This window comes from Streptomyces sp. SID5643 (genome assembly GCF_009872555.1).
Taxonomy (GTDB): domain Bacteria; phylum Actinomycetota; class Actinomycetes; order Streptomycetales; family Streptomycetaceae; genus Streptomyces; species Streptomyces iakyrus.
In genome coordinates this window covers 1-14,737 of record NZ_WWIC01000202.1, presented here as the reverse complement: position 1 = coordinate 14,737, position 14,737 = coordinate 1, and the positions used below count along the sequence as shown (strand labels likewise).

The 14,737-nt window shown below is 70.0% G+C and carries 11 protein-coding genes; 7 read left to right on the top strand and 4 right to left on the bottom strand.

The features are described 5' to 3' along the window. Positions 1 to 227 precede the first annotated feature (227 nt). From GTY56_RS22685 to holA, 3 genes are all read left to right on the top strand, one after another. A complete protein-coding gene (locus tag GTY56_RS22685; protein WP_161367168.1) occupies positions 228 to 1,109 on the top strand; it encodes a YceI family protein in 882 nt (293 codons plus the stop codon). Between the two features lie 38 nt (positions 1,110 to 1,147). After that, positions 1,148 to 1,393, top strand: coding sequence for a hypothetical protein (locus tag GTY56_RS22680; RefSeq protein WP_161367167.1), 246 nt, complete (start codon positions 1,148 to 1,150; stop codon positions 1,391 to 1,393). Positions 1,394 to 1,486: 93 nt separating this feature from the next. Next, positions 1,487 to 2,476: a DNA polymerase III subunit delta gene (holA, locus tag GTY56_RS22675; RefSeq protein ID WP_202510590.1), complete on the top strand. Its 990-nt coding sequence runs from the start codon at positions 1,487 to 1,489 to the stop codon at positions 2,474 to 2,476. Positions 2,477 to 2,618: 142 nt separating this feature from the next. Here holA and GTY56_RS22670 read toward each other — a convergent pair whose 3' ends face one another. Continuing rightward, a complete protein-coding gene (locus GTY56_RS22670) occupies positions 2,619 to 3,044 on the bottom strand; it encodes a VOC family protein (RefSeq protein ID WP_161367165.1) in 426 nt (141 codons plus the stop codon). A gap of 100 nt (positions 3,045 to 3,144) precedes the next feature. On the opposite strand from GTY56_RS22670, the gene GTY56_RS22665 reads away from it, so the two are divergent. After that, positions 3,145 to 3,540: a nuclear transport factor 2 family protein gene (locus GTY56_RS22665; RefSeq protein ID WP_161367164.1), complete on the top strand. Its 396-nt coding sequence runs from the start codon at positions 3,145 to 3,147 to the stop codon at positions 3,538 to 3,540. Positions 3,541 to 3,715: 175 nt separating this feature from the next. Here GTY56_RS22665 and rpsT read toward each other — a convergent pair whose 3' ends face one another. Continuing rightward, positions 3,716 to 3,982 carry a 30S ribosomal protein S20 gene (gene rpsT, locus GTY56_RS22660; protein WP_033306356.1) on the bottom strand — a complete coding sequence of 89 codons (267 nt, stop codon included), beginning with the start codon at positions 3,980 to 3,982 and terminating at the stop codon, positions 3,716 to 3,718. Positions 3,983 to 4,222: 240 nt separating this feature from the next. On the opposite strand from rpsT, the gene lepA reads away from it, so the two are divergent. Both lepA and GTY56_RS22650 read left to right on the top strand, forming a co-directional pair. After that, positions 4,223 to 6,091, top strand: coding sequence for a translation elongation factor 4 (gene lepA / locus GTY56_RS22655; RefSeq protein WP_161367163.1), 1,869 nt, complete (start codon positions 4,223 to 4,225; stop codon positions 6,089 to 6,091). 250 nt (positions 6,092 to 6,341) lie between these two features. Beyond that, positions 6,342 to 8,216 carry an AMP-binding protein gene (locus tag GTY56_RS22650; protein WP_161367162.1) on the top strand — a complete coding sequence of 625 codons (1,875 nt, stop codon included), beginning with the start codon at positions 6,342 to 6,344 and terminating at the stop codon, positions 8,214 to 8,216. Between the two features lie 65 nt (positions 8,217 to 8,281). On the opposite strand, the gene GTY56_RS22645 is transcribed toward GTY56_RS22650, so the two are convergent. Beyond that, complete coding sequence (locus GTY56_RS22645; RefSeq protein WP_161367161.1) at positions 8,282 to 8,752, bottom strand: response regulator; 471 nt, start codon at positions 8,750 to 8,752, stop codon at positions 8,282 to 8,284. After that, positions 8,749 to 12,741: a HAMP domain-containing protein gene (locus GTY56_RS22640; protein ID WP_161367160.1), complete on the bottom strand. Its 3,993-nt coding sequence runs from the start codon at positions 12,739 to 12,741 to the stop codon at positions 8,749 to 8,751. Before GTY56_RS22640 ends, GTY56_RS22645 begins: the two co-directional genes overlap by 4 nt. A 192-nt stretch (positions 12,742 to 12,933) precedes the next feature. Here GTY56_RS22640 and GTY56_RS22635 point away from each other — a divergent pair. Beyond that, positions 12,934 to 14,737, top strand: a 1,804-nt coding sequence (locus GTY56_RS22635; protein WP_161367159.1) for an ATP-binding protein, incomplete at its 3' end; no start/stop codon positions are given.

Here is a 14,737-nt window from a genome sequence, read left to right as displayed (position 1 = left end):
CACAGGGCCACACAGGGCCACACAGGGCCACACAGGGCCACATGCAGCCACACGGGACCCCACGGGACCACGCGGGGCTACTCGTGCGCAGTACCAGCACATCTGCTGGATTCCCGTTATGTGGTCCCGTGTTGCCTCGAAAGCCTCACCAGTGGTCGAATGCGTCTTCGGCAATGTGTGATCAACAGTGATCAACAGGCGATTTCGAGCCACTCAGGGAGTCGTGGATGATCGGCCGCTGGCGGGGAAGCCGCACCAGCCGGGTGCAACGGACGAGTCCCCTGGCGGCGGTGCCGACACCGCCGAGTGCGGGAGTGCTGGCCTGCCGGGTGCTGGACCCGGTCAACGAGCCGGTCCGGCACGCGGAGTTCGCGGTGACGGACGCCGCGGGGCGGCCGGTGGTCAGCGGGGGAGCGGACCCGTACGGGTCGTTCGTGACGACGGTGCCCGCGGGCGAATACCGGCTCGCGGTGTCGGCGGAGGGCTACACGCCCTACCGGGCGACCACGCAGGTCGCCGAGAACACGCTCGCGTCCCTCGGGGACGTGACGCTCCAGGTGGCCCGGCCGCCGGAGCTTCCCGACGCCGGTGACTGGGAGATCGAGCCGGCGCACTCCTCCATCGGCTTCACCGCGCGGCACATCGGACTGGCCCGGATCCACGGGCGGTTCAAGTCGTTCGCGGGGGTCATACGGGTCGCCGATCCGGTGGAGCGCTCGGCGATGCACGTGGTGATCGACGCGGCGTCCATCGACACCGACATGAGGATGCGCGACGACCATCTGCGCTCGGCGGACTTCCTGGACGTCGAGCGGTTCCCGACGCTGGAGTTCTACAGCGAACGGTTCCTGCACAAGGGCGGGAACCGGTGGGCCGTGACGGGGGCGCTGTCGCTGCACGGCGTGACGCGGACGGTCACACTGGACACGGAGTACCTGGGGCTGGGCAACGGCATGGAGGGCGAGGTGCGGGCGGCCTGCCGGGCCACGACCGAGCTGCACCGGGACGATTTCACCGTGAGCTGGCAGACCATGCTGGCGCGGGGCATCGCGGTGGTGGGGCCGAGCATCAAGGTCGATCTCGACGTCCAGGTCGTCCGCAAGGGCTGAGCGGCATGACCGCGACGCGGTGTCGGACAATGTCCGGCGTGAGCGATGTACGACATGTGCTGGTGCTGCCCGACCGTGACGCGGCGGAAGAGGTGGTGGAGGCGCTGCGGGTGCGGTTCGGAGTCGTCGAGGAGCCACAGCTGGTCCGGGACGCGCTGGCCGGGGAGGACGACGCCGAGGACGCGCAGTGGCTGGTCGTCCTGCGGGACGAGGACGAGCGGCTGGACGCCGGGGAGCTGGACGGGCTGGCCGGTGAGTGGGAGGGCTGGCGGGAGGAGCCGTAGCGGTCGCCGTCCCGGTGGGCGGGCGGCCGGGCGTCGCCGCACGTCCGGGTCCGTCGGGGCCCGCTGTCAGTGGCGCGTGGGATGCTTGGCGCGATGGCCAGGAAGACTGCGAATGACGACCCCCTCGCCCCGGTGACGCTCGCCGTGGGCCAGGAGGACCTGCTCCTCGACCGTGCCGTGCAGGAGGTGGTGGCCTCCGCGAAGGCCGCCGACGCCGACACGGACGTACGGGACCTGACCCCGGACCAGTTGCAGCCCGGCACGCTCGCCGAGCTGACGAGCCCGTCGCTCTTCGCCGAGCGCAAGGTCGTCGTCGTACGCAACGCGCAGGACCTGTCCGCCGACACGATCAAGGACGTGAAGGCGTACCTGGGCGCTCCCGCCGAGGAGATCACCCTCGTACTGCTGCATGCCGGCGGGGCGAAGGGGAAGGGGCTGCTCGACGCGGCGCGCAAGGCGGGGGCGCGTGAGGTCGCCTGCCCCAAGATGACGAAACCGGCGGACCGGCTGGCGTTCGTGCGGGGCGAGTTCAGGACGATGGGGCGATCCGCCACGCCGGAGGCGTGCCAGGCACTCGTCGACGCCATCGGCAGCGACCTGCGGGAGCTGGCCTCGGCGGCGTCGCAGCTGGTCGCGGACGTCGAGGGGACGATCGACGAGGCGATCGTCGGGCGGTACTACACCGGGCGGGCCGAGGCGTCGAGCTTCACGGTCGCCGACCGGGCGGTCGAGGGGCGGGCGGCGGAGGCCCTGGAGGCGCTGCGCTGGTCGCTGGCGACCGGGGTGGCGCCGGTGCTGATCACGAGCGCGCTCGCACAGGGCGTCCGGGCGATCGGGAAGCTGTCGTCCGCACGCGGGGGGCGGCCTGCCGACCTGGCGCGGGAGCTGGGCATGCCGCCGTGGAAGATCGACCGGGTGCGTCAGCAGATGCGGGGCTGGACTCCGGACGGCGTGTCGATCGCGCTGCGGGCCGTGGCCGAAGCGGACGCGGGGGTGAAGGGCAGGGGAGACGACCCCGAGTACGCCTTGGAGAAGGCAGTGGTCACCATCGCCCGGGCGGCCCGCTCCAGAGGACGCGGCTAGCCGCGTCCTGGCTGGTCCGGGCCGGAGGTCCGGAGACACTCACCTCCGCCGCGTTCTGGCCGGTCCGGGCCGGAAGTGCGGAGGCACCTTCCTCCGCCGCGTTCTGGCCGGTCCGCGCCGGAAGTCCGGAGGCACCCCCGCCTCACAGAACCGGCTCCCCCACCCCCAGCAGATTCCCCTCGCTGTCGCGGAACCAGGCGCCGCGTTCGGCCCGGGCGCCCTTGCTCGGGTAGTTCCCCTCGATTTCGGCGATGCCGCCCCGGGTGCGGAAGCCGGAAGCGTCGACCTCTTCGAAGACGACGCCGCGCCGCCGCAGCTCGGCGACCGCGGCCTCGATGTCCTCGACCTCAAGGGCCATCTGCGTGAACGTGCCGGGCGAGGATCCCGTGGAGCGGAACACGACGAACTCCGCGCCGCCGCACCGGTAGAGCAGCCCGCCGGGCCGCTCGTCCACGGGATCCAGACCGAGTTTCTCCGAGTAGAAGCGCCGCGCCCGCTCCAGGTCCTGGGCGGGGAGTCTGGTCGCCACGCGGACCAGGACCGGCGCGCCATTGTCGTCTGTGTCCATGTTTCCACTGTGCCGTGATCGAGTCGCCCTCCTCCTGCCGAAGAGGAGAATCGGGTGTATCAGCCGGACGACGCCAAGTGACGGAGAGGCGGCGAAGACCATGGCTGAACACCCGCACGCAGCGCTGGTCCGCAAGGGATTCGAGGCCTTCTCACGCGGTGACATGGACACCCTGCGCGGACTGATCGCCGGGGACGCCACCCACCACGTGCCCGGAGATCACCCGTTGTCGGGCGACTTCAAAGGGGTGGACTCGATCATCGAGATGTACGAACGGCTCGGCGCGGAGACGAACGGGACGATGCGGGCCGAACTGATCGGCATCGGTGTGGACGGCCGTGGTCACGCGGTCGGCATGACCCGCTTCACGGCCGAGCGCAACGGCAAGAGCCTCGACGACACCGGCTGCATCATCTTCCGGATCGTCGGCGACAAGGTCACCGACCTCGACGAATGCGTCGAGGACATCGACAAGAACAACGAATTCTGGTCCTGAACAGGCCGAAGGCCCCGTCGGCCGCTCTGGGGAAGAGCGGAAGGCGGGGCCTTCGGTTCAAGCTGCTGGATCCGCGCCCGCGTGGCGAACGCAGGCCGCGCGCGGATCCGAGGGGTGCCGGACGGGAGCGGATGAGAGAGGGCCCGCTCGGTTCCCTCCGGCGTCACATCAGATGTCAGCCCTTGAGCGCGGCGACCTTCTGAGCCAGCGCCGACTTCTTGTTGGCGGCCTGGTTCTTGTGGATGACGCCCTTGGAGACGGCCTTGTCGAGCTGACGCGCGGCGACGCGCTGGTACTCGGTGGCCTTCTCGACGTCACCCGCGGCAGCAGCCTCACGGGCCTTGCGGATCGCGGTCTTCAGGGAGGACTTGACGGCCTTGTTGCGCAGCCGGGCCTTCTCGTTGGTCTTGATCCGCTTGATCTGGGACTTGATGTTCGCCACGAATGAGCCTTCTCAGGTTCTGGCACGAGGGCGCACGCAACCGCGCGCTTCCCGCACCGGGTGATTTCTTGAGGTAGCGCCTCCTGCGAGAGGGCACGAGGCACAGCCACCCAGGCTACCAGCGGCCCCTTCCGCGGCCCAAACCCGTCCGTGGTCCCCACCCGTGGGACCATGGAGGCTACGTATCGATCCGACCCGAGACCGCAGACACTGCGGACGCCTCAAGAATCAGGACCCTGCGTGCCCGCGATCCCCAGCCACGTGCCCGAGCCGAGCCGTACCGATCCGGCTCTGATCCGCAACTTCTGCATCATCGCGCACATCGACCACGGCAAGTCCACGCTCGCCGACCGGATGCTCCAGCTGACCGGAGTGGTCGAGCAGCGGCAGATGCGCGCCCAGTACCTCGACCGCATGGACATCGAGCGCGAGCGTGGCATCACGATCAAGTCACAGGCGGTGCGTCTGCCCTGGGCTCCGACCCATGACAAGAACAACACGCACATCCTCAACATGATCGACACCCCGGGGCACGTCGACTTCACCTACGAGGTCTCGCGGTCGCTCGCCGCGTGCGAGGGGACCATCCTCCTGGTCGACGCCGCCCAGGGCATCGAGGCGCAGACCCTCGCCAACCTCTACCTGGCGATGGAGAACGACCTCACGATCATCCCCGTGCTGAACAAGATCGACCTGCCGGCCGCGCAGCCCGAGAAGTTCTCCGAGGAGCTCGCCAACCTGGTCGGGTGCGACCCGGATGACGTCCTCAAGGTGTCCGCCAAGACGGGCCTGGGCGTCGAGGCGCTGCTCGACAAGGTCGTCGCCGAGGTGCCGGGGCCGGTCGGCGTCAAGGACGCCCCTGCCCGCGCGATGATCTTCGACTCGGTCTACGACTCCTACCGCGGCGTCGTGACGTACGTCCGTGTCATCGACGGCCAGCTCAACAAGCGCGAGCGGATCCGGATGATGTCCACCGGCGCCACGCACGAGCTGCTGGAGATCGGCACCAACTCGCCCGAGATGCTGCCGGCCGACGGTCTGGGCGTCGGCGAGGTGGGCTACCTCATCACCGGTGTGAAGGACGTCCGCCAGTCCAAGGTCGGTGACACCGTCACCAGCCAGCAGAAGGGGGCCACGGAGGCGCTCGGGGGCTACAAGGACCCCAAGCCCATGGTCTTCTCCGGGCTCTATCCGCTGGACGGCTCGGACTACCCCGAGCTGCGCGAGGCCCTGGACAAGCTCCAGCTCAACGACGCCGCGCTGGTGTACGAGCCGGAGACCTCCGCCGCCCTCGGCTTCGGCTTCCGCGTCGGCTTCCTCGGCCTGCTGCACCTCGACGTGATCCGGGAGCGGCTGGAGCGCGAGTTCGGCCTCGACCTCATCGCCACCGCGCCGAACGTGGTCTACCGCGTCCTCATGGAGGACGGCACCGAGCACACCGTCACCAACCCGAGCGAGTTCCCCGAGGGCAAGATCTCGGAGGTCTACGAGCCGGTCGTGCGGGCCACCATCCTGGCGCCCAGCGAGTTCATCGGCTCGATCATGGAGCTGTGCCAGACCCGGCGCGGGGTCCTGCTCGGCATGGACTACCTCTCCGAGGACCGGGTCGAGATCCGCTACACCCTGCCGCTCGCGGAGATCGTCTTCGACTTCTTCGACCAGCTGAAGTCCAAGACCCGCGGCTACGCCTCGCTCGACTACGAGCCCACCGGCGAGCAGACCTCCAGCCTGGTCAAGGTCGACATCCTGCTGCACGGCGACAAGGTCGACGCCTTCTCGGCGATCACCCACAAGGACCAGGCGTACGCGTACGGCGTACGGCTCGTCGCCAAGCTCAAGGAGCTCATCCCGCGGCAGGCCTTCGAGGTGCCGGTCCAGGCCGCCATCGGCTCCCGGGTCATCGCCCGCGAGACCATCCGCGCCATCCGCAAGGACGTCCTCGCCAAGTGCTACGGCGGTGACATCTCCCGTAAGCGCAAGCTGCTGGAGAAGCAGAAGGAAGGCAAGAAGCGGATGAAGATGGTGGGTTCCGTAGAGGTTCCGCAGGAGGCCTTCATCGCCGTCCTGTCGAGCGATGACAGTGCGGGGTCGGGCAAGGGCAAGAAGTAATCACGGATTACCGAGGGTTACACCGCAATCCGGGTTGAACAGGGGCCCGCCGTGCGAAAGTGCGGCGGGCCCCTGTGCGTCCGCGGGGTAGCTCTCTGTAGGAAGTGACAGGCCGCGGCCCCTTACGCGGGGGCCGGTCGCCCTTTACTCTGATCCCTGCTCGATAGTTACTCGCGAGTTAAACAAGAGCGCGTGAGTGAACCCAGCCGCACCTGAGCCAGCCGCATTGTCGCGGGCCCCGGAGGATGTCGTGAGCGACGCACAGACCCTGATCGAGAACCGTCCGCCGTCCGTGGCGGGCCTCTTCCTGGAGCGCGTGACGGTCACGCCGGACGCCGAGGCCTATCGGTATCCGGTCCCGTCGTCGGCGGGCCAGGGCCCGGACGACTGGAAGTCGCTGAACTGGGCGCAGGCAGCCGAGCGGGTCTTCGCCATCGCGGCGGGCCTCATCGAGCTGGGTGTGCTGCCCGAGCAGCGCGTCGCCCTCGCCGCCGGCACCCGGATCGAGTGGATCCTCGCCGACCTCGGCATCATGTGCGCCGGCGCGGCCACCACCACGGTGTACCCGCAGACCAACGCCGATGAGTCCGCGTACATCCTGTCGGACTCCGAGAGCCGCGTCCTGATCGCGGAGAACGCCGAGCAGCTGGCCAAGGCCAAGGACAAGCGCGCCGAGCTGCCCGGGCTGACGCATGTCGTGGTGATCGACGCGGCCGGGGTGGAGACCGCCGACTGGATCCTCACCCTGGACGAGCTGGAGAAGCGCGGCGCGGCCCGGCTGGAGAAGGACCCCGACCTCGTCAAGGAGCGGGTCGGCGCGATCACCAAGGACCAGCTGGCCACCCTCATCTACACCTCCGGCACCACGGGCCGCCCCAAGGGTGTGCGGCTGCCGCACGACAACTGGTCGTACATGGCGAAGGCGATCGCCGCGACCGGGCTCGTCAGCGCCGAGGACGTGCAGTACCTCTGGCTGCCCCTCGCGCACGTCTTCGGCAAGGTGCTGACCTCCGGGCAGATCGAGGTGGGGCACGTCACCGCCGTCGACGGCCGGGTCGACAAGATCATCGAGAATCTGCCGGTGGTGCAGCCGACGTACATGGCGGCCGTGCCCCGCATCTTCGAGAAGGTCTACAACGGCGTGGCGGCGAAGGCCCGGGCGGGCGGCGGCGCCAAGTACAAGATCTTCCAGTGGGCGGCCGAGGTGGCCCGCGAGTACGCCAAGGTCTCGCAGGACAACTTCCGCCGGACCGGGACCGCGTCCGTGCCGTTCGGTCTCGGCGCCAAGCACAAGGTCGCCGACACCCTGGTGTTCGCCAAGATCCGCGAGGCCTTCGGCGGGAACCTGCGGGCGTGCGTCTCCGGCTCCGCCGCCCTCGCGCCGGAGATCGGCTACTTCTTCTCGGGCGCCGGCATCCACATCCTGGAGGGCTACGGCCTGACCGAGTCCTCGGCGGCGTCCTTCGTGAACCCGGGCGAGGCCTACCGCACCGGCACGGTCGGCAAGCCGCTGCCCGGCACGGAGGTGCGGATCGCCGACGACGGCGAGATCCTGCTGCGCGGCCCGGGCATCATGGAGGGCTACCACAACCTGCCCGAGAAGACCGCGGAGGTGCTGGAGCCGGACGGCTGGTTCCACACCGGCGACATCGGGGAGCTGTCGGCCGACGGGTACCTGCGGATCACCGACCGCAAGAAGGACCTCATCAAGACCTCGGGCGGCAAGTACATCGCCCCGGCGGAGGTCGAGGGGCAGTTCAAGGCGGTGTGCCCGTACGTGTCCAACATCCTGGTGCACGGGGCCGACCGGAACTTCTGCACGGCGCTCATCGCGCTCGACGAGGTCGCCATCACCGAGTGGGCCAAGGACAACGGGCTGGAGGGCAAGCCGTACGCGGAGATCGTGGCGGCGCCCCGGACCGTGGAGATGGTCGACGGGTACGTGAAGCAGCTCAATGAGGGGCTTCAGCGGTGGCAGACCATCAAGAAGTTCCGGCTGCTGCCGCGGGATCTCGACGTCGAGCACGGTGAGATCACGCCGAGTCTGAAGCTGAAGCGGCCGGTGGTGGAGCGGGAGTACAAGCATCTGATCGAGGAGATGTACGAGGGCTCTCGCGAGGCGTAGGGGGTGCTGGGGCTGATCGAGCGGCTGCGGGTTCGTTGTGGTCGCTCGCGCAGTTCCCCGCGCCCCTAGGTGCCTTCCTCCACACGGCGTTTCAGGTCCTGGATCTCCGTCCTGAGGCGTTCCACCTCTCTGCCTTTTCGGTAGAGGTCCAGGAAGACGCTGACCTTGGCCCTGAGCACCCACGGGTCGAAGGGCTTGGTCACGTAGTCCGCGGCGCCGGTCGCGTAGCCGCGGAAGGCGTAGCCCGAGTCGTCGTCCGCGCCGGTGAGGAAGATGATCGGGACGTCACGGGTCTGGTCGAGGCGTTTGATGTGGGCGGCCGTCTCGAAGCCGTCCATGCCGGGCATGCGGATGTCGAGCAGCACCAGGGCGACGGGCTGCCGCAGCAGGGCCTTCATCGCCTCCTCGCCGGAACGGGCGCGTATCAGCGGCTCGTTGAGGGAGGCGAGGACGGCCTCCAAGGCGGTCAGGTTGTCCTCCATGTCGTCGACGAGGAGGATTCCGGCGCGTTCCGGGTGAGTGGCCGTGCTGCTCATGCCTCTTCTTCCGTGCCCTCGGGGTCCAGCAGTTCGCACACGACCGTCAGCAGGCCGTCGATGTCCACCGGCTTGGGCACGTAGTCGTTGGCGCCCCGGGCGATGGACTTCTCCCGGTCTCCGGGCATCGCCTTCGCGGTCAGGGCGACGATCGGCAGGCCCGCCCAGCGGGGTGTGCGGCGGATCGCGGAGATGGTCTCGTAGCCGTCCATCTCCGGCATCATGATGTCCATCAGGACCAGTTCCACGTCCCCGCTGCGCTCCAGCGTCTCGATGCCCTCGCGGCCGTTCTCCGCGTACAGCACGGTCATGCCGACCCGGCCCAGGACGTGGGTGAGGGCGAAGACGTTGCGGATGTCGTCGTCGACGATCAGCACCCGCCGGCCGGCCAGGATGCGGCCCGGCCGGCCGGACGTCCACGCCTCCAGCTTGGTCGGGGACGGCCAGGCGTCGTCCGGGTCGTGCGCCACCGGGAACGGCTCGGTCGCCGGGCGGAGGGGCAGCGGGTCGGTGCGGTCCTCGGGGACCGGTACCGGCACCGGCGCCGTGTGACCGGGGCTGACGACCGGGACGTAGAGGGTGAAGGTGGAACCCTTGCCGGGTTCGCTCTCGGCGACGATCCGGCCGCCGAGCAGGCCCGCGATCTCCCGGCTGATGGACAGGCCGAGGCCGGTCCCGCCGTACTTGCGGTTGGTGGTGCCGTCGGCCTGCTGGAACGCCTCGAAGATCACCGGGAGTTTCTCCGGCGCGATCCCGATGCCGGTGTCGGACACGGTGAACGCGACGACGTCGTCGGTGTCCCGGACCCAGCGGTGCTCGGCGTCCTGCACCCGGTCCACCCGCAGCTCGACCTTGCCGGACGCGGTGAACTTGATCGCGTTGGAGAGCAGGTTGCGCAGGATCTGCTGGAGCCGCTGTTCGTCCGAGTACATCTCGCGCGGTACGTCCTCGCCGACCGCGACCTCGAAGGCCAGCCCGCGGTCGAGCGTGAGCGGGCGGAAGGTGGCGTGCACGTAGTCGAGCAGTTTGATCAGGGGGAGCCGCTTGGGGCGTACGTCCATCCGGCCCGCCTCGATCTTCGACAGGTCGAGGATGTCGTTGATCAGCTGGAGCAGGTCCGAGCCCGAGCGGTGGATCGTCGTCGCGAACTGCACCTCCTGGTCGGAGAGGTGGCCGTCCGGGTTGTCGGAAAGCAGCCGGGCCAGGATCAGCAGCGAGTTCAGCGGCGTGCGCAGCTCGTGCGACATGTTGGCCAGGAACTCGGACTTGTACTGGGAGGACGTGGCCAGCAGGGCGGCCTTCTCCTCCAGTTCGGCGTTGGAGCGCTGGAGTTCGCCCTGCTGCTTCTGGAGTTCGTCCGAGCGCTCCTGGAGCTGCATGGCCAGGCGCTGGGACTCGCCGAGCAGGGACTCCGTGCGGGAGTTGGCGATGATCGTGTTGATGGCGACGCCGATGGTGTTGACGAACTGGTCGAAGAACGCCAGGTGCACGTCGGAGAAGCGGGAGAAGGAGGCCAGCTCGATGACGCCGAGGAGCTTGTCCTCGAAGAGGATCGGGATGATGACGATCGTGGTCGGGGCCGCTTCGCCGAGGCCGCTGTTGATCTTGATGTAGTCGGGCGGGGCGCCCTCGACCAGGATGCGCTTCTTCTCCCGGGCCGCCTGCGCGACCAGACCGTGCACGGGCAGGCCGCCTGTCTCGACGGTCGCGTCCTGGGCGGCGCCGTAGCCGGCGATGAAGGCCAGGCCCTTGGTGGGGACCGTCGCGCCGTCCTCCTCCGGGTCGGCCAGGTAGAACGCGCCGTACTGGGCGTTCACCAGTGGGGTCAGCTCGCGCAGTATCAGGTCGGCGACCTCCATCAGGTCCCGGTGGCCCTGCATCAGGGCGGCGAGCCGGGCCAGGTTGGACTCCAGCCAGTCCTTCGCGCGGGTCGTCTCGCGCAGGTTGGCCACCATCAGGTTGATGTTGTCCTTCAGCTCGGCGACCTCGCCCTGGGTCTCCACCGTGATCGAGCGGGACATGTCGCCCTGGGCCACGGCGGAGGCGACCTCGGCGATGGCGCGGACCTGGGTGGTGAGGTTGGAGGCGAGCTCGTTGACGTTGGTCGTCAGGCGCTTCCAGGTGCCGTAGACGCCCTCCACCCGGGCCTGGCCGCCCAGTTGGCCCTCGGAGCCGACCTCGCGGGCGACGCGCGTGACCTCCGAGGAGAAGGACGACAGCGTGTCGACCATCGTGTTGATGGTGGTCTTCAGCTCCAGGATCTCGCCCCGCGCGTCCACGTCGATCTTCCGGGACAGGTCGCCCTGCGCCACGGCCGTGGCGACCTGGGCGATGTTCCGCACCTGCGAGGTGAGGTTGTCGGCCATGTAGTTGACGTTGTCCGTGAGATCGCGCCAGACGCCGGAGACGCCCAGCACCTGGGCCCGGCCGCCGAGCCGTCCGTCGGTACCGACCTCGCGGGCCACGCGGGTCACCTCGTCGGCGAAGGCGCGCAACTGCTCCACCATCGTGTTGACGGTGTCCTTCAGTTCGAGGATCTCGCCGCGGGCGTCGACCGTGATCTTCTTCGAGAGGTCGCCGTTGGCCACGGCGGTGGTGACCTGGGCGATGTTGCGGACCTGTGAGGTCAGGTTCAGCGCCATGAAGTTGACGTTGTCGGTGAGGTCCTTCCAGACGCCGGAGACGCCCCGGACCTGGGCCTGGCCACCGAGGTTGCCCTCGGTGCCGACCTCGCGGGCGACCCTGGTCACCTCGTCGGCGAACGCGGACAGCTGGTCGACCATCGTGTTGATCGTGGACTTCAGCTCCAGGATCTCTCCCTTGGCCTCGACCGTGATCTTCTTGCCCAGGTCGCCCTGGGCGACGGCGGTGGACACGAGGGCGATGTTCCGCACCTGGGAGGTGAGGTTGTCCGCCATGAAGTTGACGTTGTCGGTGAGGTCCTTCCAGACGCCGGAGACGCCCCGGACCTGGGCCCGGCCGCCGAGGTTGCCCTCGGTGCCGACCTCGCGGGCGACACGGGTGACCTCGTCGGCGAAGGCGGAGAGCTGGTCCACCATCGTGTTGATGGTCGACTTGAGCTCCAGGATCTCGCCCTGCGCGTCGACGGTGATCTTCTGGGACAGGTCGCCGTTGGCCACGGCCGTCGTCACCTGGGCGATGTTGCGGACCTGCGAGGTCAGGTTCGACGCCATGAAGTTGACGTTGTCGGTCAGGTCCTTCCAGACCCCGGAGACGCCCCGCACCTGCGCCCGGCCGCCCAACTGGCCCTCGGTGCCGACCTCGCGGGCGACGCGGGTGACCTCGTCGGCGAAGGCGGACAGCTGGTCCACCATCGTGTTGACGGTCAGCTTCAGCTCCAGCAGCTCGCCGGTAGCCTCGACCGTGACCGTGCGGGTCAGGTCGCCCCGGGCCACCGCCGTCGTCACCGCCGCGATGTCCCGCACCTGGGCCGTCAGCCGGGACGCCATCGTGTTGACGGCCTCCGTGACGTCCCGCCAACTGCCCGACAGACCCTGCACCTTGGCCCGGCCGCCGAGCCGCCCCTCGGTGCCGACCTCGCGGGCGACCCGCGTCACCTCGCCGGTGAACAGCGAGAGCTGGTCCACCATCTTGTTCACGGCCCGGCCCAGCCGCCGCAGGTCACCGCGTAACTGCCGCGTCCCGTCGTGCAGATCGACCCGTTGGGTCAGATCGCCGCCGGCCACCGCGTCCAGCACGCGTGTGGCGTTCGCCGCCGGGGCGACCAGGGCTTCGAGCAGCTGGTTCACGTCGTTGACCCGGGACGTCCACAGGCCCTGGCCCGGGCTGGCCGAGAGCCGCTCGTCGAGCCGGCCGTGGCGGACCAGCTCCCGTCTGACGCGCTGCACCTCGGTGCTGAAGTGGACGCTGCGGTCCATGATCTGGTTGAAGACCGCGGTGAGTTCGGCCACCATCCCGTGGCCGGATTCCGGCACCTTGGTGAAGTCGCCGTCGCGGGCGGCTGTCATGGCGGCGAGCAGGGGACGCAGATCGGATGCACGAATCTGACCGTCTTCGTACCGGTCTTCGACCACAGGAGTAGCACGGTTCTCACTCATGGCGGCCCACTTCGGTAACTCGGCGCTTATGGGCGGGGTCAGTCTGTCACTCTGTCGGCATCGACTGTGGCGTATTCGTACGAACTGCCCGGGGAGCTGTCCATGGGGGCCATTCCGACGCAACGGGAGACCGCCTCCCGTGCCTCAGAGGCGCCTGCACACGCTGGGGAGACGCCCGTGCCCGTCCAGGAGGGGCCCGTTTCCGAGGAGCCCGCACCCCGTGCGCAGGCGCACGCGCCGGGAGGTGCGCGGGCGTGCGCGACCCTGCCCGGCAGTTCGCTCGCGCCGGGCGCCGCCCGAGCCCTGGTGCGCGCGGCGCTCACCGAGTGGACCGGGCTCGGTCTGCCCGGCGCCGAGCACCTCACCGACCGCCTCGCCGACGACGCTGCGCTCGTCGTCAGCGAACTCGTCACCAACGCCGTCGTGCACGCGGGCACCGACGTCGAGATGGAGTGCCGGCTGGAGGGCGACGCCCCGGACACGGCAGCGCTCGTCGTCGAGGTCTCCGACCACCACCCCTCCCGCGCGCCGCGCGGCGGCGAGCCGGAGACTCCGCACGACACCCCCGAGCACGGGCGCGGCCTGCGGCTCGTCGGCGCGCTCTCCGAGGCGTGGGGGATCACGTACCGCACGGGACGCAAGACCGTCTGGGCCCGGCTGCCCGCCGGGGGGTGCACGGCGGGCGAGCAGATCGAGGCGTACGCCGGGGAGCACGCGCTGGCGCACGGCCTGCGGGTGGCGGAGATCCTGGCACCCGAGCCGCACCCGGACGACGAGGCGGAGGAGGCGCAGGGGAGCCGGCGTGGCGAGGGAGAGCCGTGGGACTTGCGTGAGGCGGGAGAGGCCTGGGGCTCGCGTGAACACGGAGAGAACTGGGGCTCGCGTGAGGGCGGAGCGTCCCGGGGCCGGCCGGACGTACGAGAAGGGGACGGCCTGCGTGACTGGAACGACCTGCGGGACTGGCGGGACCGGCACGAGAACCGCGAGGGACGCCACGGGCCCGACGGCGCCTGGCTCGGCCGTGGCGCCCTGTCCTTTCTCGCCGAGGCCTCCGATCTGCTGGCCGGGCAGCTCGACGAGGACCTGGTCGCGGCCCTCGCCGGGCAGCTGATCGTGCCGCGGCTGGCCGACTGGTGCGCGGTCTGGCTGGAGGACGAGGCCACCGGCGGCGGCTGGAGCGGGGGAGCCGGCGTGGGCGGACCGCGCCTCGCCCGGGTCTGGCACGGCAGCGAGAACCGCATCGAGGAGCTGCGCCGTGTCCTGGAGAAGGACCCGCCGCAGCCGTTCGAACCGGCGGGGACGTCCCCGTTCGAGCGGGGTCGGGAGCGCGGCGGGTCCGGGCCCGTCCACTACCCCTGGCCCGGCGGGGCGCTCGGTGAGGGGGAGCCCGGCGCGGCCCTCGCGTACCGGCTGGTCGCCGGGGGGCGCCCGCTGGGCACCCTCGTCATCGGACGCTCCGGGAAGGCCGGCTTCACCGACGAGATCACCGGCCTCGTCGAGGACCTCAGCCGCCGGGTGGCCCTCGCCATCGGCGCCGCCCGCCAGTACGCGCGCCAGGCCACCATCAGCGCCGTCCTCCAGCGCGGCCTGCTGCCCGGCGCCGTGGCCGAGATCCCCGGCATGCGCAGCGCCCTCGTCTACGAGCCGTGCGACAAGGGCGGGCCGAGCGGCGACTTCTACGACCTCTTCCCGGCCGGCGACGGCCGCTGGTGCTTCGCCGTCGGCGACGTCCAGGGCAAGGGGCCCGAGGCGGCCGTCGTGATCGGCCTGGCCCGGCCCTGGCTGCGGCTGCTCGCCCGCGAGGGCTACCGCGTCGCCGACGTCCTCGACCGCCTCAACCAGCTGCTGCTCGACGACGCCACGGAGGCCGCGGACGCGGCGGCCCGGGCGCTGGTGGCGGCGGGCG

What these genes read in the sequence shown, in the direction of transcription:
- GTY56_RS22685 (WP_161367168.1), top strand. Translation starts at nt 228, where the DNA reads ATGATCGGCCGCTGGCGGGGAAGCCGCACCAGCCGGGTGCAACGGACG.
- holA (WP_202510590.1), top strand. Translation starts at nt 1,487, where the DNA reads ATGGCCAGGAAGACTGCGAATGACGACCCCCTCGCCCCGGTGACGCTC.
- GTY56_RS22670 (WP_161367165.1), bottom strand. Translation starts at nt 3,044, where the DNA reads ATGGACACAGACGACAATGGCGCGCCGGTCCTGGTCCGCGTGGCGACC.
- GTY56_RS22665 (WP_161367164.1), top strand. Translation starts at nt 3,145, where the DNA reads ATGGCTGAACACCCGCACGCAGCGCTGGTCCGCAAGGGATTCGAGGCC.
- GTY56_RS22645 (WP_161367161.1), bottom strand. Translation starts at nt 8,752, where the DNA reads ATGAGCAGCACGGCCACTCACCCGGAACGCGCCGGAATCCTCCTCGTC.
- GTY56_RS22640 (WP_161367160.1), bottom strand. Translation starts at nt 12,741, where the DNA reads ATGACAGCCGCCCGCGACGGCGACTTCACCAAGGTGCCGGAATCCGGC.